The 22990-nt window shown below is 55.0% G+C and carries 17 protein-coding genes; 12 read left to right on the top strand and 5 right to left on the bottom strand.

Translation table 11 applies throughout. The features are described from left to right. Positions 1 to 85: 85 nt before the first annotated feature. The 5 genes from VNL73_02950 to VNL73_02930 all read right to left on the bottom strand — a co-directional run bounded on the left by VNL73_02950 (position 86) and on the right by VNL73_02930 (position 6505). Positions 86 to 3022, bottom strand: a complete 2937-nt coding sequence (locus tag VNL73_02950; GenBank protein HXF48369.1) for a TonB-dependent receptor — start codon at positions 3020 to 3022, stop codon at positions 86 to 88. Next, the gene (locus VNL73_02945; GenBank protein HXF48368.1) at positions 3019 to 3240 is read right to left on the bottom strand and encodes a hypothetical protein; all 222 of its coding nucleotides are present in this window, start codon (positions 3238 to 3240) and stop codon (positions 3019 to 3021) included. The genes VNL73_02950 and VNL73_02945 overlap by 4 nt, the downstream gene beginning before the upstream one ends. Positions 3241 to 3269: 29 nt before the next feature. Beyond that, positions 3270 to 3989 (bottom strand): response regulator transcription factor, encoded by a 720-nt coding sequence (locus tag VNL73_02940; GenBank protein ID HXF48367.1) that lies wholly within the window; start codon positions 3987 to 3989, stop codon positions 3270 to 3272. Between the two features lie 486 nt (positions 3990 to 4475). Then, entirely contained in the window at positions 4476 to 5807 is a 1332-nt protein-coding gene (locus VNL73_02935; protein HXF48366.1) for an ATP-binding protein, read from the bottom strand. Next, complete coding sequence (locus VNL73_02930; protein ID HXF48365.1) at positions 5804 to 6505, bottom strand: response regulator transcription factor; 702 nt, start codon at positions 6503 to 6505, stop codon at positions 5804 to 5806. Before VNL73_02930 ends, VNL73_02935 begins: the two co-directional genes overlap by 4 nt. 200 nt (positions 6506 to 6705) lie before the next feature. Here VNL73_02930 and VNL73_02925 point away from each other — a divergent pair, with 200 nt between their 5' ends. The 12 genes from VNL73_02925 to VNL73_02870 all read left to right on the top strand — a co-directional run bounded on the left by VNL73_02925 (position 6706) and on the right by VNL73_02870 (position 22857). Continuing rightward, positions 6706 to 7647 carry an SDR family oxidoreductase gene (locus VNL73_02925; GenBank protein HXF48364.1) on the top strand — a complete coding sequence of 314 codons (942 nt, stop codon included), beginning with the start codon at positions 6706 to 6708 and terminating at the stop codon, positions 7645 to 7647. Beyond that, positions 7644 to 9080 carry an ATP-binding protein gene (locus VNL73_02920; protein HXF48363.1) on the top strand — a complete coding sequence of 479 codons (1437 nt, stop codon included), beginning with the start codon at positions 7644 to 7646 and terminating at the stop codon, positions 9078 to 9080. The genes VNL73_02925 and VNL73_02920 overlap by 4 nt, the downstream gene beginning before the upstream one ends. Further along, positions 9081 to 10478 (top strand): sigma-54 dependent transcriptional regulator, encoded by a 1398-nt coding sequence (locus VNL73_02915; GenBank protein ID HXF48362.1) that lies wholly within the window; start codon positions 9081 to 9083, stop codon positions 10476 to 10478. A gap of 339 nt (positions 10479 to 10817) precedes the next feature. Continuing rightward, positions 10818 to 12233 (top strand): UDP-glucose/GDP-mannose dehydrogenase family protein, encoded by a 1416-nt coding sequence (locus VNL73_02910; protein HXF48361.1) that lies wholly within the window; start codon positions 10818 to 10820, stop codon positions 12231 to 12233. Then, positions 12230 to 13477: a glycosyltransferase gene (locus tag VNL73_02905; GenBank protein ID HXF48360.1), complete on the top strand. Its 1248-nt coding sequence runs from the start codon at positions 12230 to 12232 to the stop codon at positions 13475 to 13477. Before VNL73_02910 ends, VNL73_02905 begins: the two co-directional genes overlap by 4 nt. Further along, the gene (locus tag VNL73_02900) at positions 13474 to 14757 is read left to right on the top strand and encodes a glycosyltransferase family 4 protein (GenBank protein HXF48359.1); all 1284 of its coding nucleotides are present in this window, start codon (positions 13474 to 13476) and stop codon (positions 14755 to 14757) included. The genes VNL73_02905 and VNL73_02900 overlap by 4 nt, the downstream gene beginning before the upstream one ends. Continuing rightward, the gene (locus VNL73_02895; protein ID HXF48358.1) at positions 14754 to 15947 is read left to right on the top strand and encodes a glycosyltransferase family 4 protein; all 1194 of its coding nucleotides are present in this window, start codon (positions 14754 to 14756) and stop codon (positions 15945 to 15947) included. The genes VNL73_02900 and VNL73_02895 overlap by 4 nt, the downstream gene beginning before the upstream one ends. Continuing rightward, on the top strand, positions 15907 to 17811 hold the full coding sequence (locus VNL73_02890) for an ABC transporter ATP-binding protein (protein HXF48357.1): 1905 nt from the start codon (positions 15907 to 15909) through the stop codon (positions 17809 to 17811). The genes VNL73_02895 and VNL73_02890 overlap by 41 nt, the downstream gene beginning before the upstream one ends. Continuing rightward, the gene (locus VNL73_02885; protein ID HXF48356.1) at positions 17768 to 19135 is read left to right on the top strand and encodes a phosphotransferase; all 1368 of its coding nucleotides are present in this window, start codon (positions 17768 to 17770) and stop codon (positions 19133 to 19135) included. Before VNL73_02890 ends, VNL73_02885 begins: the two co-directional genes overlap by 44 nt. After that, entirely contained in the window at positions 19129 to 20436 is a 1308-nt protein-coding gene (locus VNL73_02880) for a phosphotransferase (protein HXF48355.1), read from the top strand. Before VNL73_02885 ends, VNL73_02880 begins: the two co-directional genes overlap by 7 nt. Next, complete coding sequence (locus tag VNL73_02875; protein HXF48354.1) at positions 20429 to 21064, top strand: DUF5666 domain-containing protein; 636 nt, start codon at positions 20429 to 20431, stop codon at positions 21062 to 21064. The genes VNL73_02880 and VNL73_02875 overlap by 8 nt, the downstream gene beginning before the upstream one ends. Next, positions 21064 to 22857: an alginate export family protein gene (locus tag VNL73_02870; GenBank protein HXF48353.1), complete on the top strand. Its 1794-nt coding sequence runs from the start codon at positions 21064 to 21066 to the stop codon at positions 22855 to 22857. The genes VNL73_02875 and VNL73_02870 overlap by 1 nt, the downstream gene beginning before the upstream one ends. The last annotated feature ends 133 nt before the right edge of the window (positions 22858 to 22990 follow it).

Here is a 22990-nt window from a genome sequence, read left to right as displayed (position 1 = left end):
CCCGTCTTTGACTAAAGAAAAAGCCAACCCCTTGCAGGGGGTTGGCTTGTGGCGAAAACTTAGCGTGCGGTCTTAGGAAAAGCTCCTAATCGATAGCCCAACTGAAGCCAGCGGAAAAGACGCGTCCTTTTTTGTAAACCAAGGCCGGGTATTCCTGGCCTTTGAAGGTGTAGACCTTCTTATACTCCGAATCCAAGAGATTCTTGGCCGAGGCCTTGAAAGTGACAGCATTCCAAATCCGCTGGGAAAGGGTGAAGTCTAACTGTCCGCGGGCCGCCTCGAACACGTTGGGAGCTCCGCCCTTGCTTACTTCCGCCAACCGTTTGCCAAAAACGTTATACAGCGCACTGGCCGTGGTACCCGTTTTGTAGTTGCTGTAGGACACGTCCAAGTTTAAGATGAAGGGGGATTGCCCCTGCAGTTCCCGGGTGGTCTTGGGATTCGGGTCGTATCCCTGAATAATCCTTAACTCCAACGAATCAATATCCACCGTGGAATGAACCAAAGTTAAGTTGGTCCCCACTTGGAAGTGCGCCAGAAACGGAGCTACGTTGTCCAGCCGCTTGCGGACTTCCAATTCCAGTCCGTACACATTCGCTTCCGGAACGTTGCGGGAACTTACCCCCAACTCGCCGGTGACTTTGACCCGCTCAATCGCACCGATGAACCGTTTGTAAAAACCGCTGATTGAATAAAGCTCGCCGGGACGCTCGAACCATTCCCAGCGCAAATCGTAGTTGTGAATCAGCGTCCGTTTGAGGTCTTGGTAGCCGACGTAGACGTAATCCCCCACGAAATCAAAGCTGGAATAGGGGGCCAGCTCCCGGAATTCCGGCCGGGCCAGCGTGCGGGAATAAGAAGCCCGCAAATTCATATCGGGGCGCAATTGATAAATCAAGTTGGCAGAAGGGAGCCAGTCGTTGTTGAAAAGATGGGCTTTGGCCAGGGAGGTGTCCTTGCTGGTCAGATTCATCCGGGTGGCTTCCAAGCGGATGCCGCCGGCAAAGCGGAGCCGGCGCAGAATGGGAAAGTCAAGCATTCCGAAAAGGGCCGAAATTTTTTGGTCTGAATCGTAATTGCTGCGGCCGGTGTTATCCTGAACGATATAGTTTCCAAACCGGGTGATTCCTCCGCCACTGTACTGCTCGTTTATCCCCACCACCGTGTCGGAGAAATAGGTTTCCGGATCCCCCTCATAGAAGGAAATGTCCTGCTCGTAAATAAACCGCCTTTCCCGGAAGGCGCGCTCCTTACTCAGTAGGTATCCTCCCAGTTTAAGCTTGCCGCCGAGGCCCTTCCACTGTTTGAACGGGATGGAAAAATCCATATTGAATTCAGCGTTGTCCTCGTTCAAATTGCGGTAATTGCGGGTCGGCAGGTCATACGCATTGGTGCGGGTGTCGTAGGTCGTATCGGGCGTTCCGGCGCTGCTGTCCACGGTGTAATGGTTGGAAAAATAGCGCAAGTCCGGTTCATCCTGCTTCGATTTAACCAGCGAGCCGCTCCAGTTTAAATCCATTCTCAGAAGGGGTTGCAGGGCGTGGCGCCCGGAAAGCTGAAAGGAACCCAAAGCCCTTTCCGTATACTGCAAAACTCTGGTTTCCATCACGTCGCTTGGACCCAATCCGCCCCCTTGGAGCATCGTGCCGTACAAGTAACGGGCCACCGACTCCCCGCTGCGGTTGTACATATAGGTGGTTTTAAACTCGTGTTTTGGGTGGGGCTGGTAAGTAAGATTGGCCAAAGCCCCCCAGATCACCTCATCGGAGCTTTTGGAGTCATTAAAAATATAATTCGCCGCCAAGGAGTCGGCATTGTTGACATTGTCCAAGAGTTCCCAGCGGGCGGCCGTGCCGCCGGTGTAGGAATTAAAGCCGCGGGTATAGCTCAAACTTCCCAAAAAACCGAGCGGGCGTCCCAAAACCTGCACCTGATCCCCCAGCGAAAAGGCAAAATTCCGGTTCAAGGGAGCCATCTTTTTGATGGGAGCCATATTGGAGTTGAACGATTTGGACAAAAAGTCAAGCCGGTTGGCGGCGGCGGTGTCCCGGCGGGTTGTGGTGATGTGGGGAATCGCCACATTCGGGTCGTTTAAGGGGTCGGGAAGATCCCGAGTGCCGTCATCCATCCCCAGCCAGTCGGTATGGCCGCCCGGATAGGTCAAAAGCCCTTCCTGCAAGCTGAATTGAGTATTGTAGGCGCTGGAAAGGGAAAAGTTGGCATTGAAATGGTCGGGATAGGACTTCGTGACCATGTTGACGCTGCCGCCGGTGAAATTCCCGGGCTTGTCCGGGGTGTAGGATTTCACCGTGACGATGTTTTCAATCAGGTTGGAGGCGAAAAGGTCCAGATGCACGGCCCGTTTGTTCGGGTCGGTGGAGGGGAGTTCGGCGCCGTTCAACTGGGTGGTGCTGTAGCGCTCCCCCAGCCCGCGAACGTAGACGTATTTGCCGTCCACGATGGTGGTGCCGGTCACCTTGCTCATCGCCTGGGCGGCGTTGCCGCTTCCGGTGCGGGACATTTCCTCGGCGCCGATGGCATCCGAGAAGGCAGCCGCTTTTTGCCGGTCCTTCAAAAGCCCCGCCGCGCTGCGGCGGGAGACCTTGGCAATTACTTCCACCACATCCCCCTCGATTTGTTTGATTTCCGGTTTTAAGGAGAAATCCTCCTGCCTGGTTTCATTTTCCCCCAGGGCCAAGCCGGTGATTACCACTTTGGCGTACTCGGGAGAAGTGACCACGATTGTGTGATTGCCGGGCGGGACGTTTCTCAAGGTGTAGTTACCGTTCAAATCGGAAAGGGCGCCGATGGTGGGAGCGCTTCCCTCAATGAAGACCCGCGCGCCGATAATCGGTTCACCGGTTTCCCCGTCCACCACCTTGCCGGAAATCCGGCCGGTGGGGGGGTGTGGGCCGCCGTTTTGGGCCAGGGCCGGGGAATCGGCCGCCGGCAATTCCTGCGAAAAAACAGGCAGGTAAGGCATCATTAAAAGTATCACGAGTGTTGCGAGTATTCGTTTCATTTCATCCTCCCATTGCTTGGTAAAATTTCCGGGCTTCCGTTCCGCAATTCCGATGGGGAACCGAGCGTCCGGGCGCAGGGGAAGTGCAACAGCACATATTCCCCGTTCAAAATTTTGGTCACGACCTTCAAAAACTTTTCCGGCGAGAGTTCCTGCAGCCCATGGGTAAACCAGTAATCCTTGACGGGCCGGACCGGTTTGAGTTCAATCCTTTTCATAACTTTTTTCCTTTCCAGTCCGATTTTTATCAGGAAAGAGAACCGTTCTCCCCTTTTTCCGGAGGAGCCGTGAACCGATACCCCGCACCACGCACGGTTTTGATGTAGCGGTCTTCCCCCAGCACCCGGCGCAGGGTTTGGCGCAGGCGTTTGATTTGGGCATCCACCACCCGGTCGGTCAAAACGGCGTCAAATCCCCAGACCCGGTCCAATAGTTCGCTTCGGGACATCACCCGCCCTTTTTGGCTGGCCAAGACATAGAGCAACCGGAACTGGATGGGGGTCAAAAAGAGCGATTTGCCTCCCCGGGCAACGGAAAGCTGGCGAGAGTCGATTTCCAGGTCGGCCGCCTTCAGTTTTCCGGCGTCGCTCTGGTAGCGGCGGCGGAAAATGGAGCGGACCCGGGCCGAAAGCTCGCGGATGGAAAACGGTTTGGTGACATAATCGTCGGCCCCCAACTCCAACCCTTTCAGCTTGTCCTCTTCCGTCCCCTTGGCGGTAAGCATTAAAATGGGAATGGCCTTGGTCTCCTCCCGGCTTTTCAAATAGCGGCAGACCGAAAAGCCGTCGAGCTTGGGCAAAAGCAGGTCCAGAAGAATCAAATCCGGCGAGAAACGGAAGGTTTTTTCCACCCCTTCCTCCCCGTCAGCGGCGGTTTCCACCAAAAATCCTTCCCGGGTGAAGGAGGAGGACAAAAGACGCGACAGGTCGGCTTCGTCCTCGACGATTAAAAGCTTTTCTTGTCCCACGCTGCTATTCTCGTCAACGGCTGTTTCGGTTGTGTGATCCCAATGTTAAATCGGTGTTACATAACCGTGACAACAAAAACTCTCCCCGGAAGAATAACGGCCAAAATCCTAATAAGCTGCTGTCCGGGAACGGACTATAAATAGTTTGAGCGGGTATTGCTTGAAGCGCAGGCTATATGGGAAGACGGAGCTGAAACGGGAATTTCAGAGATGATTGAATATTCTCGTGAAGGATAAAAGGTTTGCAAATTTAGCGTTCCGGAGGTTTCACATTAAAACAAAAAGGGACCTCGGTGGAGGCGGGTCCCTTTATTAAAACCCCTTTTAACGGCTTGATGCGAAATAAGCGACTCGTTGCCCCAAATGTTAAACCATCGGCGTGGCGTGCCTGTGACCACCTGGTGATATTTTCGTCTTTTTACGGACAGCAAGCGGGATTTCCGATACGTTCCAGTCGAGCTGCCTGCAACAGGGAAGGTGGTTTGATCAACCGGGAATCACCAATGTGAAGCGACTGCCCTTGCCCACTTCGCTTTCCACCTCCACCCGGCCGCCGTGGGCCTCCGCGATGTGTTTGACGATGGACAAGCCCAATCCTGTTCCCCCCTCTTCTTTCGAGCGGGATTTCTCCACCCGGTAGAAACGTTCGAAGATGCGTCCCAAATCCTGCGAAGGGATGCCGATTCCGGTATCGGTGACGGAAATTTCCACCGCACCCTCTTTTTTGGCCGCCGTGGCCGTGATTTCGCCCCCTTCGCCGGTGTAATGGATGGCGTTTTCCAGAATATTTTTCAGCGCCACTTCCAGCTCCTGCCGATCACCCGTCACGTGGAGTCCGGAAGAAATCTTCAGGGAAAGTTGTTGTTTTTTGGCTTCGGCCTGTGGTATTAAAGCGGTGAGCGCCGCCTGAACGACTTCGAGAACGGCAAGTTTTTCCGGTTTCAGAGTGAATTCCGGTGATTCCAGCTTGGAAAGGTGCAGGAGGTCATCGATTAAATTTCCCATCCGGCGGACGTTGTCGTTCAGGGTATGGAAAACCTGTTTTTTTTCCGCTTCCGCCACCAGCCCGTCTTCCAGCGTTTCGAGGTAGCCCCGGATTACCGCAAGGGGGGTGCGCAGTTCGTGGGAGGCGTTGGCCACGAAATCCTTGCGCACCTGCTCCAAGCGGTACGCTTGGGTCGAGTCCTGAAAGACCACCACCACGCGGGCGCGCCGGGTCCGGGGTGGGGCCAACAGATAAACATCCACGACCTTATGGGTGGGAAAGGCCTCTTTGATTTGAACTTTTTCGTTCCCCCCCTCCCGCAGCACTTTTTCAAAGGCGGCCAGGAGTGTCGGCTGGCGGAAAACGAGATGGAAGGGCTGGCCGACCGGCTCGGCGGAAAGGGCGAAAATGGAGCGGATGGTGGGGTTGGCAAAGAGGATTTTTCCCTCGGCGTCGGCCGCCAGAACCCCTTCCGAAAGGGTCTCCATCGTGGCGTTCTGCACCAGTTCTCGTTCTTTCATCTCATCAAACTCTTTTTGCAGCCCCTCGGCCAGTTCGTTTACCTTTTGGCCCAAAGGGGCCAGCCCATCCTCCGCGGGGAGCGAGACCCGCGCGGAAAAATCCCCGCATTTCATTTTTTCGGCGGCGGCGGCAAGAGTCTCGGCCGAGCGGGATTTGGGACGCAGAAACCAAAAACCGATCCCACCGGCGAGAAGGAAAAAAACGCTGAAAAGAAAAAGCCGCCCGCGGGACGCGCCGGCTTCCCCGCCGGCGAAGAGAAGGAGAGTGAAAAGAATAAAAAGCAATACAAGAAACCGAGATCCGAACCTCACGGCGCTTTCTCCTCCAGCCGATAGCCGTACGATTTTACGGTGACGAGGGCTTTTTCCAAAAGGGGTATTTTTTCCCGGAGCCGGCGGATGTGCACATCCACCGTGCGCGGGCCGCCAGAAAAGTCGGCCCCCCAGACCCGCGCCAGAATCCGGTCGCGGGAAAGCAGCTTTCCCCGGTTTTCCAAAAACAGCTTAAGCAACCCGAACTCCTTGGCGGTCAGCTCCAGCTCCTCTTTTTTGTAAAATACCTTGTGTCCCTCGGCATCCAGCCGAAGAGACCCGTAGGCGAGCTCGCCGGCCGCTTCGGCCGGTTTTTCGGAGGGAACCGCACGGCGCAAAAGTGCTTTTACGCGGGCCGCCACCTCGCGCGGGGAGAAGGGCTTGGCAACGTAGTCGTCGGCCCCCAGTTCGAGCCCGACCACCCGGTCGGCCTCGTCCCCTTTGGCCGTCAAGATTAATACCGGAATGGAAGAGAGTTCCTGCTTGCCGCGAAGTTCCTTCAAAACCGAAAGTCCGTCCCGGCGGGGGAGCATCAGATCCAGAATTATCACATCCGGCTTTTGCGCCTCCGCAGCTTCCAACCCTTCCTCGCCATCCTTGGCCAAAATGACTTTGTACTTTTCCTTTTCCAGATAACGCCACAACAGCTGACGGATGTCGGCATCATCCTCCACCACCAAAATCGATTTTGGCTTCACGCCGGAAAGATGGCAGGAAATATTTTTTTTACAAGCGGTTTGAGGGTGGGTGGATTTTTTATTTTGCTTTCGACCCTCAACCCAAAAACCTTTTCCAGGCTTGGTTTGCATTGAGGAACGGGAATCATATATTTCCCAGCATGAAATGCCTTCGACGAATTCTCCCGTGCGAACAGAACTATGATTGAGGAGGAAACCCTATCCGCGCGGTAGTAACAGGGGGGGCAGGTTTTATCGGTTCCCATGTCGTTGATGCCCTGCTCAAAAAGGGGCATTCGGTCGTTATTCTGGACAATTTTTCTTCCGGCCGGAGGGAGAATCTGGCCGGGCTGGAGCCGGTGGAAGTTGTTGAAGGGGACGTGCGGGATTTTGAGAAGCTTTGCGGTCTTTTGGAAGGAACCGGCGTCGTTTTTCATTTGGCCGCCGTGGTTTCAGTTTTGACTTCGCTGGAAGAGCCGCAGACCACCTGGGAAGTGAATTTGAAAGGAACCTACAACGTTTTAGAAGCGACCCGGCGGGCAAAAGTCAAACGAGTGGTTTTCATTTCCTCCTCAGCGGTCTACGGGGAATATCCCAAGCTGCCGTTTAAAGAAAGCTATCCACCCCAGCCGGAATCCCCATATGCTTTGTCCAAGCTTGCCGGGGAGCAGCTCTGTTCGCTTTATTGGCGGTTGTATGGGCTGGAGACGGTGGCTTTGCGCCTTTTCAACGTGTACGGCCCGCGGCAGAATCCTTTTTCGCAGTATGCCAACGCCATCCCGAATTTTACTCGCAAACTTCTTACCGGGCAGACGCCGACGATTTACGGCGATGGCAATCAGACGCGTGATTTCGTTTATGTGGGGGACGTGGTTCGGGCGGCCGAACGGGCCGCCCGTTCGAAAAAAGCGGTCGGCGGCGTTTTCAACGTCGGCTCCGGAAGGCGGGTTTCGGTGAACAAGCTCTTTGCCGAAATTCAGAAGATTCTTAACACCAAATCAACACCGGAGTTCTCTCCGCGCAAACAAGGGGATGTGCTACATACCTGGGCGAATGTCCAGCGGAGCCGGAAGGTGCTGGGCTTTGCACCGAAGGCCGATTTTTCCCGCTCCCTGCGGGAAACCGTGCTCTGGTTCAAGAACTCGGGCATTTTTAATCAATGACCATTCGTTCCAAATTGACGCTAAGTTACCTTCTTTTGTTTTTGGTCGTTTTGGCTATCGGAGCAGCCGCCTTTTGGGCCTCCGGGCGCTGGCGGAGCGCGGCAGCCGAGCTTTCGCGGGCCTACAACCAGGGAATCGCCGCCGAGCGGCTGCGGGCCGACATCTACCGCCAGATTTCATCCGGCAGCGATTTTCTTTCCGGCGACCGGGAGGCCGAGGCGGACTTCTGGGATATTCAAAAACGGGTGGCCGGCCAGATGGGAAAATTGAAAGCAGCCGCCAAAAGCGAAGAAGAAACCGACCATCTCGAGGCGCTGGAGGAGACCCAGCGTGAATTGGTTTACGTGGCGCAAAACGTTTTCCGGCCCTCCGGCGCGGGGATGCGCAATCCGAAGGAGCGGCCGGCGGAAAAGCTGGAGGAAATCGGCGACGAGGTGACCTCCGATGTGGCGGTGTTAAATCAATATTATCAGGGACTGGAAAACGTGGCCCTTGCGGCGGCCGCCGGTTCGGGCAATCTCATCGCCTATCTGGTGGGAGGCGCGGCGCTTTTGGCGTTGGTCCAGCTTGTCGCCACCGTTTTTTTGCTGCAGCATTGGCTGGCGGGCCCGATAGCGGAGGTGGGTCAGGTTACGACCAAAATTAGTCAGGGAAACTTTGAGGCCAGAGTGGCAATCGGCAGCCGGGATGAATGGGGAGAACTGGCAGGTGCCATCAACCGGATGGCGGAAGCGTTGAAAGGGTATGAGCAAAAGTTGCGGGCGCAAGAGCGTCTGGCGGCTTTGGGTGAATTGGCCTCCTTTGCCACCCACAACATCCGCAACCCCTTGGCCAGCATCCGGGCTGCCTCGCAAGTGATGCTGGCGGAAAACGCAGACCAACCGGCCATCAAGGACTCGCTTTCGGACATCATTCAGTCCGTGGACAAGCTCGATATGTGGATACAGCGACTTTTGGGATTCGCCAAGCCGCTCGATCTGCAGCCGACTAAAACAGAGCTGCCGCAGTTGGTATACGAAGCGCTTGGCTTACATGAGGCGCTCTTGGAATCCAAAAGAATCAGCCGAGCCATTCGCCTTGAGCCGCTCCCCCCGATATTGGCTGATCCGGTTTTGTTGGAGCAGGTGCTTTCGGCCTTGATTGTCAACGCTGCCGAAGCGATGGAGACCGGCGGAACTTTGACCATTGAGGCCTCCGCCGGCAGCCGCGAGGCGATCCTGCGGGTCACCGACACCGGCAAGGGAATCTCTCCTGCTTTTATTGAGAAGGTTTTCAAGCCGTTCGTAACCGACAAGCCGGGCGGCACCGGTCTGGGTCTGGCACAAGCCAAAAAAATTCTGGATTTGCACGGCGGTTCCATTAAAGTGGAGAGCACATCTGGGGCCGGAACCACGGTAACCCTCACCTTGCCCTTATTTTGGGAGGAAGGTTAAGTGGCGCAGATTTTAATCATCGATGACGAGATTCTTTTGGGACGTTCCCTTGCGCGCGCCCTGGCCCAACGGGGGCATGAGGCCTCCGCCGTCGGCACCGCCGAAGAGGGACTTTCCCTTCTAGACAAGCTTTTGCCCGACATCGTGCTTTTGGATATGCAGCTGCCCGGGCTTTCCGGCTTGGAGGCCTTGAAAAAAATCCGCGAGTCCGATCCCAACATCTTGGTCATCATTGTCACGGCCTACGGCACCATCGCCTTGGCGGTGGAAGCAATGAAGCTCGGGGCCATTGATTTCCTGCGCAAGCCGTTGGACACGGACGAAGTGGCAATTGCCATCGAGCGGGCCTTGGCGCACGCCCGGCTGGCGCGCACGGTTTCCTTTTACCAAAAACGGGAGGCGGAGCGGCTTTCAGAAGAAGAATTTTTGGGAGAAAGCTCAAAGGCGCGCGAGGTACGGGATTTCATCCAAAAACTTTCCGGCTTATCCGTCGCAAAAGTTTCCGAATTGCCGCCGGTTTTGATTCTGGGGGAAACCGGCACGGGGAAGGATTTGGTCGCCCGGCTCTTGCATTTCAAAAGCGCTTTTGCTGCCGCTCCGTTTATCGAAGTGAACTGCCCCACCCTCCCGCGCGGTTTGGAAGAGGGGGAGCTTTTTGGCTATGAAAAGGGGGCCTTTACCGACGCCCGGCAGTCGAAACGGGGATTGGCGGAGGTGGCGGAAGGCGGAACTCTTTTTTTGAACGAAATTGGGGAGCTGCAACTGGAGTCGCAGGCCAAGCTTTTACGCTTGATTGAGCAGAAAAAACTGCGGCATGTGGGCGGGCTTAGGGATTTGTCCATCGACGTGCGCATCATCGCCGCCACGAACCGGAATTTGGAGCAGACGGTCAAAACCGGCCAGTTCCGGCAGGATCTTTTCTTCCGGCTAAACCACGTCACTCTTACACTGCCCCCTTTGCGGGAAAGAAAAGAAGACATTTTGCTTTTGGCGGAGCATTTTCTGCATAGAACCTCCGGCCAGAAAGCGGGTCCGGAAAAACCGAAAAAATTGGGAGAGGCGGCCCAAAGGGCGCTATTGTCCTACCCCTGGCCGGGGAACGTGCGGGAGCTGCGGCAGCTTTTGGAGCGGGCCGCCCTGTTTACGGCGGGCGAGACGATTGAACCGGCCGAGCTGCGGCTGCAGGCCGAAGCAGCTTCCGCCGTGGCGGTCGGTTCAAACTCCGAAGTGAAAGTGAATTTCGGGCCGGACGGCATCGACATTGAAGCAGTGGAAAAACAGTTGATCATCCGCGCCTTGGAGGAATCGTCCGGCAACGTTTCCGAAGCGGCCCGAAAATTGAAGCTGACCCGCGAAGCGCTGCGTTACCGGGTGCAGAAATTCGGCCTCAAGTATTGATTGGTTGAAATCAACCGACCGGTTGAAATAAACCAGACCTGCGGGGGATTAGAACACCCCGTTTTTTCTCGTAATTGCCTGTCAATCTTCAAGTTGGCAATTTGCCGTTACCCCGGCATCCGATTTGATACTCCTCTCTTGCAATGCGCGGATGCAGGTTGATTTTTCTTCAAAAAACCAAGTGCCCGGCCCTGCTTTGCCCATTGCCTGGTTGACAAACAGCCGAGCGGTTGGTATTCTTTTGACTGTTAGTAGAGTCAATCGCTCCATCGATGAACTAATGTGCGGCCACCCGGTCCTCTTCCCGCGTAGGAAAAGCGGCCCGCCAAGGATGGGAAATTGAAACGCACGCCCGCCAAACCGGCTGAAGTCTTCGAGGAAAAGGGGCTTTCGCACGGGCTGGCGACCGAGTCCGGCCTACCCGTTTATCCCCCCACTGGTCTGCGGGTGGCCGTTGTCGGCGGCGGGTTTGTGGGGCTGGTGGCGGCGGCTGGTTTTGCCCAATTCGGCCATACCGTTTCACTCGTCGAAAAAGATTCGCAAAAATTGGATGAATTGCGCGCCGGGAAGGTGCGCATCTACGAGCGCGGCTTGCCGGAGTTGATTGCCGCGAATTTGCGTCGGCAGCGGTTGTCGTTTCGTTCGGAACTGGCGGAAGCAGTTAAAGGGGCGCAAGCCATCTTCCTGGCTGTGGGAACCCCTTCCCTTTCCTCCGGCGAGGCGGATTTGTCGGCTGTTTTTGAAGTGATTGAAAATTTAATTTCCCTGCTGGAGCCTAGGCAGATAGTTGTTTTGAAATCGACCGTGCCCGTTGGCACCGCTTCGCAGGTGCGAAACTTGTTGTTCCGAAACGGAGCCGAAAAAAAACAAACTGCGGTCGTTTCCAATCCGGAATTCTTGCGGGAGGGGACGGCGGTTTTGGATTTTTTCCGGCCGCAGCGGATTGTCATCGGCGGGGACCGCCCGAAGGCGATCGAGACGGTCGCCCAGCTTTACCGGGTCGGGATGATGGATGCCTGCCCCATCGTGGTCACCAACAACGAAACGGCGGAGATGATCAAGTACGCCTCCAATCTTTTTCTGGCGACCAAGGTGACGTTTACCAACGAACTGGCCAATCTGTGCGACGCGGCCGGAATCAATGTCACCGAGGTGACCCGCGGGATGGGGTTGGATTCCCGCATCAGCCCGGAGTTTTTAAGCCCCGGTCCCGGCTTCGGCGGCTCCTGCCTGCCGAAGGATTTGGAAGCGATTTTGAATTTAGCTCAAAAAAATGGGGTGCAACTTTCCATTGCCGAGGCGGTGAAAGAAGCCAACCGCCGTCAACCGGATAAAGTTGTGGAGAAACTGGAGAGCTTGCTCGGGAACTTGAAAGGAAAAACGATCGGTATTCTGGGTCTGGCTTTTAAGGCCCACACCAACGACTTGCGCAGTTCACCGGCCTTGGAAGTGATGAAACGGCTGGCGGCCAAAGGGGCATTTTTGCAGGCCTATGACCCGGTGGCGGAAGCGGAGGCGAAGAGGCTCTGGCCGGAGTTAAAACTTTCTCCCAAACCGGAAGAGGCGGCCCAAGGAGCGGATGCTTTAGCAATCCTGACCGAATGGCCGGAGTTTATGGCGTTGGACTGGGAAGCCGTCGGGGAGCGGATGAAGGCTAAAAATATTGTGGATGCCCGCAATCTGCTGGTACCTGAAATTTTGACCCGCCATGGGTTTGCCTATCTTGGAATGGGGCAGAAACCGGGAGAAGTATGAAATTTAAGTCCGTCCCCGACGTACCGGTCACCGGCGCCGAAAAAACGGCCGAAACTCCCCGGTTCTTAATCTATTCCCACGACACCTTCGGTTTGGGACATTTCCGGCGCTGTTTGAAAATCGCCCAGGCGTTTGCGTCCTCCTATCTCCAAAGCTCGATTTTAATCGTGACCGGACAGCCGCAGGCAGAGCGCTACCGGCTGCCGGAAAGGACCGATTTTATCAAGCTGCCGGCGGTGGTGAAAGTGGGGGAAAACCGTTATCAACCCCGCTCGCTGGGAAGCTCCTTCCAGAGAATTTTCGAACTGCGACGGAATTTGATTGTTGAGGCGGTTCGCACCTTTCAACCCCACATCTTTCTGGTGGACCATGCTCCCCTCGGGATGAAAGGGGAAATTAGAAGTACCCTCGAGGAACTGAAAAACAGAAGTGATGCTCCGGCGCTAGTTTTGGGCTTACGGGACATTTTGGATGAGCCGGAAAAAGTTTGCGAAACCTGGACAACGGAAGGGGTTTATCCCATTCTGGATGAAGTGTACGACCGCATTTTCATCTACGGCACGCCGAAGTTTTTTGACCCGGTCTCCTCCTATCATTTTGGACAGGCCGCGAAGGATAAAACCAGCTTTTCCGGATTTATCGCCGACTCCGCCCGTCTGTCCGCCTCGGCTAATGTTGCCAACGGCGACACCAGGAAAATTTTGTTGACCATCGGCGGCGGAGAGGATGGGGCCGAAATTGTCGCCGCCTACATTGAAATGCTTCTGGCCTACGGGGAGCGGCTCGCCGTCGAAACCACGGCCGTATTGGGCCCGTTTATGCCTGAGAACAAACGAAAGGCGTTCACCGTCCAGGCCCAGGATCTTTCACTACGCTTTGAGGAATTTGTGCCGGAGCTTCACAGCCGCCTGGCAGAAGCGGACTTGGTGATTTCGATGGGGGGCTACAACACGACAGTTGAAATATTAGGCGCGGCGCGCAGGGCGCTGATTATACCCCGGATTTATCCGCGCAGGGAGCAGCTCCTGCGCGCCCGCCGACTTTTTGAAATGGGGCTCGTGGATTATATTTCACCGGAGGAACTAACGCCGGATCGGCTGTATCAAACGGTTATGTCCAATTTGGCCAACCCCAAAAACCCACTTACCGAAGCCCGAGAAAAAAATCTTTTGCCTTTGGACGGGGCATGCAAACTGGCTGAACTCTGTCGGCCGCTTCTCGCACAAAAAGGGGCCTTGAAATGAATCCACTCAAAGTCGGTTACTTCGTCAAAATGTACCCCCGGCTTTCGGAGACCTTCATTTTGAACGAAATTCTGGAGCTGGAGCGCCGGGGAGTGGAGGTCACCATTTTTTCCTTGAAAAAGCCGAACGAAGGACGGTTTCATCCACAGACCGCCGAAATCAAAGCGCCGGTTTACTATCTGGACGAACTTGAGCCCAAAAAAGGGTGGGCCGTTTTGGCTGAAAACTGGCCCACCCTTTCTCCCTGTCGTGCCGAGCTTTGGAAACTTTTGGAGACGCTGATTCCCCAAAACGATCCCCAGCTTATGGAACTCTTTTTCGGCACCGCCTGGGCGGCCGCTATCGCCGTAAAGAGCGGGCTGGGGCACCTGCACGCCCATTTTGCCAGCCTGCCTTCAACGGCGGCCTACTTTACGAGCCGGATTTCCGGGTTGCCTTTCAGCTTTACCGCCCACGCCAAGGATATTTTTCAGGACTCCGTCAACCAGAAAATGCTGAAGGAAAAGCTTAAAGCCGCCGGTTTTGTAATTACGGTCACAGAGTTCAACCGCCGTTACTTGACATCGACTTATCCTTCGGTTCCGGCGGAAAAAATCAAGGTTTTATACAACGGCATCAATTTGGATTTTTTCAATTATGAACCGGATCTGCAAAGAGAAAAAAATCTTATCCTTTCCATCGGCCGGCTGGTACCCAAAAAGGGCTTTCCCGACCTTTTGGAAGCCTGCGCCATTTTGAAACAAAAGAGAATCCCCTTCCGCTGCGTTATTATCGGCCAGGGGGAACAAGCGAGTTCACTTGAAGCCAGAAACCGTGAATTGGGTTTGGACGGTCTCGTTTGCTTTGCGGGCCCCAAGACCCAGGCCGAGGTGCTTCCCCATTTAAAGCGGGCGTCGCTTTTGGCCCTTCCCTGCACGGTGGATGCCGACGGCAATCAGGATGCTCTGCCGACCGTGCTTTTGGAAGCGCTGGGAACCGGCTGTCCAGTCGTTTCCACCACCGTTTCCGGGATACCGGAAATTGTGAATGACGGAAAAAATGGGCTTTTGGTGCCGCCGAACAATCCGGCGGCTTTGGCCGAAGCCATCGAGAAAACACTTTCCTCTCCTGATTGGGCGGCCCGTTTGGCACGGGAAGGAAGAAAGAAGGCAGAAGAGCGGTTTGATTTGAAAAAAAGCGCGGCGACTTTGGAGAGCTATTACCGGCAGTCAGTGGAAAACAGCTTGCCGGGCATTCACGCCGAAACGCCCGCTGCCTCGCTGGCTGGGAAAGACGTATGAAGATTCTGTACTTGTCATTTGACTCCGGCATTCCATACTGGGGAACGAAGGGGGCTTCCATCCACATCCGGGAATTTACCAAAGCGCTCAAGGAAACGGGGTATAAAGTGACGACGGTTGTAGCTCGACTCGGCGATTCAAATAAGAAGGCCAAAGATATTTTTGAGCTGCCGAAAGTAGAAGCGGACTTTTTCCACCAGGAAAACTCAAAAGAATTTCATCTTCTGGCTGAAAGCAAGGCGTTTGCGCAAAACTTTGGCTTGCGGAAGCTTTTGAAGCAGGTAAAAACCAAAAAGTTTGATTTGGTGTATGAGCGCTATTCGCTTTTCGGCATTGCCGGGCTTTCCTTTTCAAAGGAAAGCCGGCTCCCCTTTGTTCTGGAAGTCAACTCCCCCTTGGTGGAGGAGGCGAAGACCAACCGACAGTTGGCGCTGGAACCGCTGGCCAAGGCGGTAGAGGCATATCTTTTTTCCAACGCCGGCCATCTTGTGGCCGTTTCCGATGCGGTCAAGGATTACATTCATTCCGTTGCGCCCAAGGCGGCTGTTACGGTTGTGCCGAACGGTGTCGACGTCAGGCCCTTTCTTAAAGTTCGGGCCTCGAACGGAAAACCAGAAAAGAGTAGGAAGAAGAAGTTCACTGTCGGATTTGTCGGCAGCTTGAAGCCGTGGCATGGGCTGGAGTTTTTGCTGGAGGCGTTCCGACGGTTGCCGGAAAGCGAGGGTTTTGAACTGAAAATCGTCGGTGAAGGGCCTTTGCGCCCCTCTTTGGAGAAATTGTCCCAAAAGCTGAATCTTCAACGCCGGGTCGCTTTCACCGGCGCGGTCGATTTTGAACAGATTCCAAAAACACTAAAAATGCTGGACGCCTTGGTCGCACCCTATCCGCGGATGGACGGCTTCTATTTCTCCCCGCTCAAGATTTTTGAGTATATGGCGGCGGGACGCCCGATTGTGGCTTCCCGAATCGGGCAGGTGGCAGAAATTTTAGAGGACGGCAAGAACGCCCTTTTGGTTCCGCCGGAAAACCCGGAAGCGTTGGTCTCCGCTCTGCTTCGCTTAAAAAGCGAACGAAAGTTGGGAGAACAGTTGGGAAAACAGGCACAAAAAGCTGCCTGTGAAAAGCATAGCTGGAAAAATCGTTTGAAGAATGTCGAAGCGATTTTCAAATCGCTGGTGGATAAAAGATAATATGGCCTTCAAATTCAAATCCCCATTTGCGCGAGTGGACTGGGCCGGACTTTCCCGGATTTTCCACCATTTCGGCAAACACCTAAAGCCGCATAAAAAAAGCTTGGCGTTGGGCGGACTTTCGCTTTTGGGTCTGGCTTTGGTGGAGCTGGCCCGCCCCTGGCCGCTGAAGATTGTTTTCGACTACATCTTGATTCCTTCCCGTGCGCACAAGGATTGGAGCTTTTTGGCTCCACTTTCCCAATGGGACCCGATGGCGGTTTTGACTCTGGCGGCCGGCGGAGTGATTCTATTGGCCCTCTTGGGGGCGCTTTTCTCCTACGCCCAGAACGTTTTGTTTGCCTCCGTCGGCCAGAAACTCTCCGGTGCCATCCGGCTGGAGCTTTTTTCCCACATCCAGCGCCTGCCGCAAAGCTACCACGATTACCGCCAGACCGGCGAGCTTTTGATGCGGCTGACCGGGGACATCAATCTATTGAAAGAGCTTTTGACTTCGATTTTCATCACCTTGGGGAGCCGGATTTTCATCGTTTTGGGAATGCTTGGGCTGATGGTTTATATGAACTGGAAACTGACGCTTCTGGCCTTTGCCGTGATGCCCTTTCTTTTTTTGACGACTTTCCGCTTTTCTGGAAAAATCAAGGAGGCCTCCCGCCGAGCGCGCAAAAAGGAAGGGCAGCTTTCCGCTGCCGCCTACGAGGGAGTTTCCGGCATCAGCGTGACCAAGGTTTTCGGCCGGGAAAAATGGCACGAAAAATTGTTGGGGAAATCGGTTTCCTCCGACGTCAAAGCGGGGCTCAAGGCGACCAAGCTGGAAGCGGCCTATTCCCGCTGGGTGGATGTTTTGACTGCTTTGGGAACGGTCTTAGTTTTATTTTTCGGTGTCAAGCAGGTTCTGGCCGGACAGCTTACCGCCGGTAATCTATTGATTTTTCTTTCCTATTTACGGACTTCCTACAAGCCGTTACGAGACGTGGCACAGCTTTCAGCCCGCACTGCCAAGGCCACCGTTTGCGGGGAGCGGATTTTGGAAATTCTGCACATTCAGCCGGAAGTCATCGATCGGCCGGAGGGGATTTCCGCCCGGGATATCAGAGGTGAAATTCGCTTCGACAAGGTGCGCTTCGCCTATCAGCCGGGACAACCGGCATTGGAAGAGGTGAGCTTTACATTGCCGGCCGGCAAGACCACCGCCATCATCGGGCCGAGCGGCGCGGGGAAGTCGACCATCGCCAAGCTCATCTTGCGGCTGTACGACCCCTCCAGGGGGAGTATTTATCTGGACGGGCTGCCAATCGGGGAGTACCGCATCAAATCCTTGCGCAAGCAAATCACTTCACTCTCACAGGAGGCGTTTTTATTCCGCACCTCCATTATGGAAAACATCGCCTTCGGTAATCCGAAGGCGGGTTTTGACGAAATCATAGCGGCCGCCCGCAAAGTGGGGGCGGACGAGTTTATCCATAACTTGCCGGAGGGGTATAACACCCTGGTGGGAGAAGGCGGCCAGACCCTTTCCGGCGGGCAGCGCCAGCGCATCACCTTCGCCCGTGCCGCCCTGCGGGATTCGCGCATCATGATTTTTGACGAACCGGCCACCGGGCTGGACCCGCAGGCGGAAAAGGTGGCCCAGGAGGCGCTTTCGGCCTTGAAGGAGGGACGCACCCTGCTTTTGATAACCCACCGACTCAATTTTTTGAATTTAGCCAACCAGGTGGTCTACCTCGAAGCCGGACGGGTTGCGGAACAGGGAACGGTTGAGGAATTGCTTGACAAAAAAGGGAAATTTTTTGCTTTCTACCAGGAATGGCTTGGTCAAAATGAAAAGCGAAATCTATTCGAGTCCGCCGTCGCCGGTGAGTAAAATTCCTCTGCCGCCGGAGGAGGTTTTGACCGGCCTGCCGTTCGTTATGGATGCGGCGAAAGCCCGCGAAGCGCTTGGGGATTCCGGCGTCGAAGTGGAAGGGGGCCGCATTTTCTATGTGCGTTACAAACCGAAAACAAGCTGCCTTGCGGCCTATGAGTTTGAACGAAAAAATCCGGAAACGGGAGGGCGCAAGCCGGTTGTTTTCTACGCCAAGGGGATGACGACCAACGGATATCTTTTGGCCGCCACCAAGGCTGAAAACCACCGCTGGGTGGACGTTCCCTATGCCCCCTCCGTGATGCGCTGGGATGCCGCCGCGGCTTTGCTTTTTGCCTTTCCGAACGACGCCCTCTTGGACGGGTTGCGCATTTTGGAGGAGCCAAAGAAATTTCAACGTTTTTTGTATGAACATCTCACGTCCTATCCTGCCGAAATCTGGCGGCTTTCCGACAAACGGCTGAAGACGGAACTGGTTCGCTATAAGCCGGAGCGCCGGGCGGTTTTCCGTTCGGAAACGAAGGCCATTCATCACCAAACGGAGGAAAAGCGAAAAATCGAAGTGTTTTGGCGAGTGTACGGGGAAAGACAGGGGGAAGAGGTCTTCCGACGGATGCAGTTTTTGAAGAAGAGTTTGTCCAAGGAAACCCTCCTGACCACACCCACTCCCTATGGCTATGAGCCGGAGCACCAAATCTTATTGATGGAAGCACTGCACGGCAAACCGCTTCTTGAGTTGCTCGTAACAGCGGCAACTTCACAGGCCCTTGAGCGAACGGCCGCCGCATTGGCCGCTCTGCACGCACTATCTGATGAAAAGCTCTCCGTTTGGCGGCCCGCAGACTTTTTGGCCGAAGCCAACGAGACCCAAAAAATGCTGGCGGCACTTCTGCCCGAACAAACATCTTTAATCGAAAAAGTATATGTAAAACTCGAGGAACAAACACCGGACTCCCAATTCGCCGCCGCTTTTGTTCACGGTGATTTCCATTACGGGCAGGTGCTCATCGACGGGGAAAAGGTCAGTTTTGTGGATTTCGACCGCAGCCATGCTGGAAACCCCTTGGCCGACGTGGGAAATTTTGCGGCCCATTTGCGATTGCTTGAACTGGAAGGCCGTTTGCAAAACGGTCTGGAGTTGACGCAGCGCTGGGCGGAAGCGTATGCGGACTGGGCCAAGGCCGAAATCGAACCGAAAGAACTTGACTGGTGGACGGCACTTTCGCTTTTCTTCCTGGCCGTTTCCCCCTTCCGCCACCTGGAAGCCGAATGGGCGAAAAAAACAAAGGAGATTTTACGGGCGCTTGAGGAACTTTTATGCTGAAAACAAGCCCGGCCTATTCCTATCTCGCATCCGCCACCAACGAGGCGGAAATGCAATCAATTTTTCAGACCCACCTAACCCGGCTCTGGGGCCGTCCGGTTGCGATAGAAAATTTCCATATTCCCCGGGTCATTCCCAAGCGGGAAGGAAAATTTCTTGTTCAGTATCGTTTCTCGACCGTGGATGAGGACGGCAGCCAACCCCGGATTTTCTTCGGCCGCCTTTTATCCCCTGCCGATATGATTCCGGCCTATGCCAAGGAGCCAAACGCCTTTTTTGTATCTGATATTCGGCTGGTGGTGCCGATCTTTCCTTTCGACTCGAAGTTGAAAATGCTGGCGCAATTCTTTGATTCAGCCTCCGGCCCCCGTCTTTTGCAACCCCTGGCCGGAGCCATTGGCCTGAACGGCACGGCGCAACTGGCGAAAGTGGAGGTTTTGGGCTACCGATTGGAACGGCGCGGGACTCTGAGCGTGAGCGTACAAGAGCGAACTCGAACCGTTTCCTTGGTGGCCAAGCTGGTGCGACCTGAAAAGGCTGCTGGGCTTTTCGAAGAATTGCAAGCGCTCGAGAAAAACGGTTTTGGTGCCACAAGCGACAATAACATCCGAGTTCCGCATCCGCTTGCCGTCACGCCGGAAGGGGTATTGTGGCTGGAGGCAGTTTTTGATCTCTCCCTGCATGATTTGGTCGGGACGGGGCCCTACGTTTCCGCCTGCCGCTCGACCGGGCTCGTGCTGCAACGGCTGCATAGAGCAAAACTACCCAACCTTCCAACGTTTTCGGTTGAGGAGGCGCAGGCACAGTTGAAAACACTCGCCCTGGAAACGGCCCAAATCTATCCGGTCTTGCGCGAGAGTATTGAGGGCGTTTGGCAACAGCTGGAGACCCGCACTCCCGCCGTGGCGGAAAAAGAGACCGTGCTCGTACACCGTGATTTTTACGACAAACAGCTTTTGGTCGGCGCCAACCGCATCACCCTTTTGGATACGGACACGTTGGCTTTGGGCGATCCAGCCGTGGATGTTGGAAATTTTTTGGCCCATCTCGTTTTGCGGGGCAAACAGAACGCCCTTCCCGAAAAGACGACCGGAGAGGCCCGGGCGAATTTTCTTGAAGCATACCGGTCGTGCCAGCAGGTAGGTGTGAGTGAGGCGTTTCAGAAAAGAACTGTCTGGTGGGAGGCCGCCACTCTTCTGCGGCTGGCCTGCCTGTATTCCCTGCGCCCGCGCTGGAAAAAACTGGCGTTACCCCTTTTGGAACAGTCGGAAAAAAACCTGCGAGGAGAAGATTATGCGTAAGAAGTTTTTTGTAGTCCCGTCGCTTTTGCTCTTTTTAATCGCCCCGGCTGCGGCCTCCCCCAAGCCGGAGTATATGAAGCTGAAAGTGGGGGACGCCGTGGAGGTGGACGGCGAATGGGACAAAAAAGCCGGTGTTTTCACAGCCGACGACATTGAAAAGCTGCCGGATCCCCGCCGCCCCAAGCTGCGCGGGGCCATCTTCAAGCTTTTGCCGCAGGAAAAAAGTTTTGTCCTCTTCGGAATGAAAATCAAGGTGGACGACAAAACCGAATTTATGGACAACGGCGGCCAGGCCATGCGTTTCGAAAACTTGAAAGTAAAAATGCGCTTGGAGGTCACCTCGCGGGTGGACGAGAACGGAAACTGGATTGCCCGGAAAATCGAAATCGGCAAACTGAAGGCCTCGGACAAGGTGAAAGGGACAGTGACCCGTCTGGCCTTCGATGGCACCCCGCCGGACACCTTTGAAATTTCGGGCCTTAAAATTTTGGTCGTGGAGGGGACGGACCTTTTCGGGCCGTGGGGAACGGAGTCCCCCACATTTACTCCTGGAGCGGCGGAAAAAGCCGCCGCCGTTTCGACCGGAGTCAAATATCAGGCGGTTAAAAATCTTAACAGGAGGGACTGATGTTGAGTAGAATCTGGATGGTGCCGGGGCTTTTTGCCTTTGCCCTGACGCTTGGGGGAATCAAGAGCACGGAAGCCGGGCCCTATACCAAGCTGAAAGAAGGGGATGGCGTGGAGGTTTCCGGCAGCTGGAACAAGGGCATCTTTGACGCCAAGTCGGTGGAAAAACTGGCGGAAGCCCGCCGGCCCAAGCTGCGCGGCGCCATCGAAAAGTTGAACAAAGCCGATTCCTCCTTCCTTCTCTTCGGATTAAAAATCAAAGTGGATGCCAAAACCCTTTTCCCGGCAAGGGGGGAAAGCGCCGGCGGGCTGGAAAATTTGAAGGAGGGAATGCGGCTGGAAGTTACCTGCAACGTGAGCAAATCTGGCGCTTGGGCGGCGGACAAAATCGACTGGAACGAAATCAAGGCGTCGGACAAAATTAAGGGGACGATAACCCGAATGGCTTTCGACAGCAAACCGCCGGACACCATCGAGATTTCCGGCCTGAAAATTCTGGTGACCGAGGAAACCGACCTGTATGGCTCGGCCCGCTATCTGGAAGAGGAACTTTTCGGCAACCTGACCGCCGACGAAGGGAGCGCCAACGTTCCCCACATTCGCGTGGGGGAACGGATGCTTTTCTCCGGCGATTACCGCCAGACCACGCGCTTGGAAAAAAGTTACACCCTTTCCGACGTGCAGGAGGATGATTATCAGGATACCGAACCGGCCCTGCGGCTGGAGGCGGCAGGCAACTGGGCACCGGAGGTGCAAAGCTTCTTTCAGCTGCGGCTGCGGAAAAAATACACCTTCGGTACCTTTCCGAACCGCCCCTCCACGGCGGAGTCCACCCGGTTTGAATTTCAAGCCATTCAGGCCTACCTGCTCTTGCGCGCCCCGGCGGGACGAAAGGCGGCTTTGATGGTCGGCAAACAGCGCGTGCGGGATAAACGGGAGTGGCTTTTTGACGAATATCTGGATGCCGTACGGCTTTATGTTTATGAAACCCAGCCGGTGGTTTTGGAGGCCTCTTTTCTTCCCTCCCTTTTTCCTTTTAAGAACGAGAAATACCGCACGTGGGATGATTTGCTCTTCCGGGTTCGATTTATTCCTGATGGAAAAAACGAGGCGAACGTGTATATGCTGAAACGCTGGGACTCCGACCTCCGCAACCGGGAGCCGGTCTATTGGGGGCTTTCCTATTACGGCCGCCCGAAGAAATTTGTAACTGGCTGGGTGCAGGCCTCGCTTTTGCGCGGTACCGACAAGCAGCGGGATCAGGAGGCGTATGCCTTTGATGCGGGAGCCACCTTTGCCGCGACGAATTTTTCCTTTCGGCCCAGCTTGACTTTGGGATATGCTTTGGGCTCCGGCGACAAGAGCAGCAGTGATACCATTTCACAGGAGTTTCGCCAGACCGGCTACGAGGACAACTCCGGGCGCTTCGGCGGGTTTGCCAATTTTCAATACTACGGCGAGGTTTTGGACCCCGAGCTGGCCAATTTGCAGGTTCTGACCGCCGCCGCGGGCTTCCGCCCCCACAAGCAGGTCTCAGTCGATGCGGTCTTTCACACCTACCGCCAGCACCGGCTGGACAACAACGTCCGTTCCAATTTAATCACGCCGCCGGTCGTCCCTAACGCCGTGTCCAAGGATCTGGGCTGGGAAATCGATTTTATTATTGGTGTAGAAAAAATTTGGCGGCGCTTTAATATAGGTTACAGTTTTGGGCTGTTCAATCCAGGTGACGCTTTTGCGCCCCGTATTGACAACGCCGTTTTAAACCGGCTCAATGTGCGCGTGGAATTCTGAAAATGTCCAAATTTTGTCCCGTTCTCTTCCTGGGAATGTCCTTCGCCCTACTAACCGTAATCCCCAAGAAAAGCTTTTGCCAGTGTCCGCAGGTTTGTGCTCCCCCTCAACTCACTATACAGGGGCGCGTAGT

It is taken from the genome of Verrucomicrobiia bacterium (assembly GCA_035574275.1).
Classification (GTDB): domain Bacteria; phylum Zixibacteria; class MSB-5A5; order DSPP01; family DSPP01; genus DSPP01.
The sequence above is the reverse complement of the archived record's forward strand: the minus strand, read 5'-3'. Positions and strand labels throughout refer to the sequence as shown.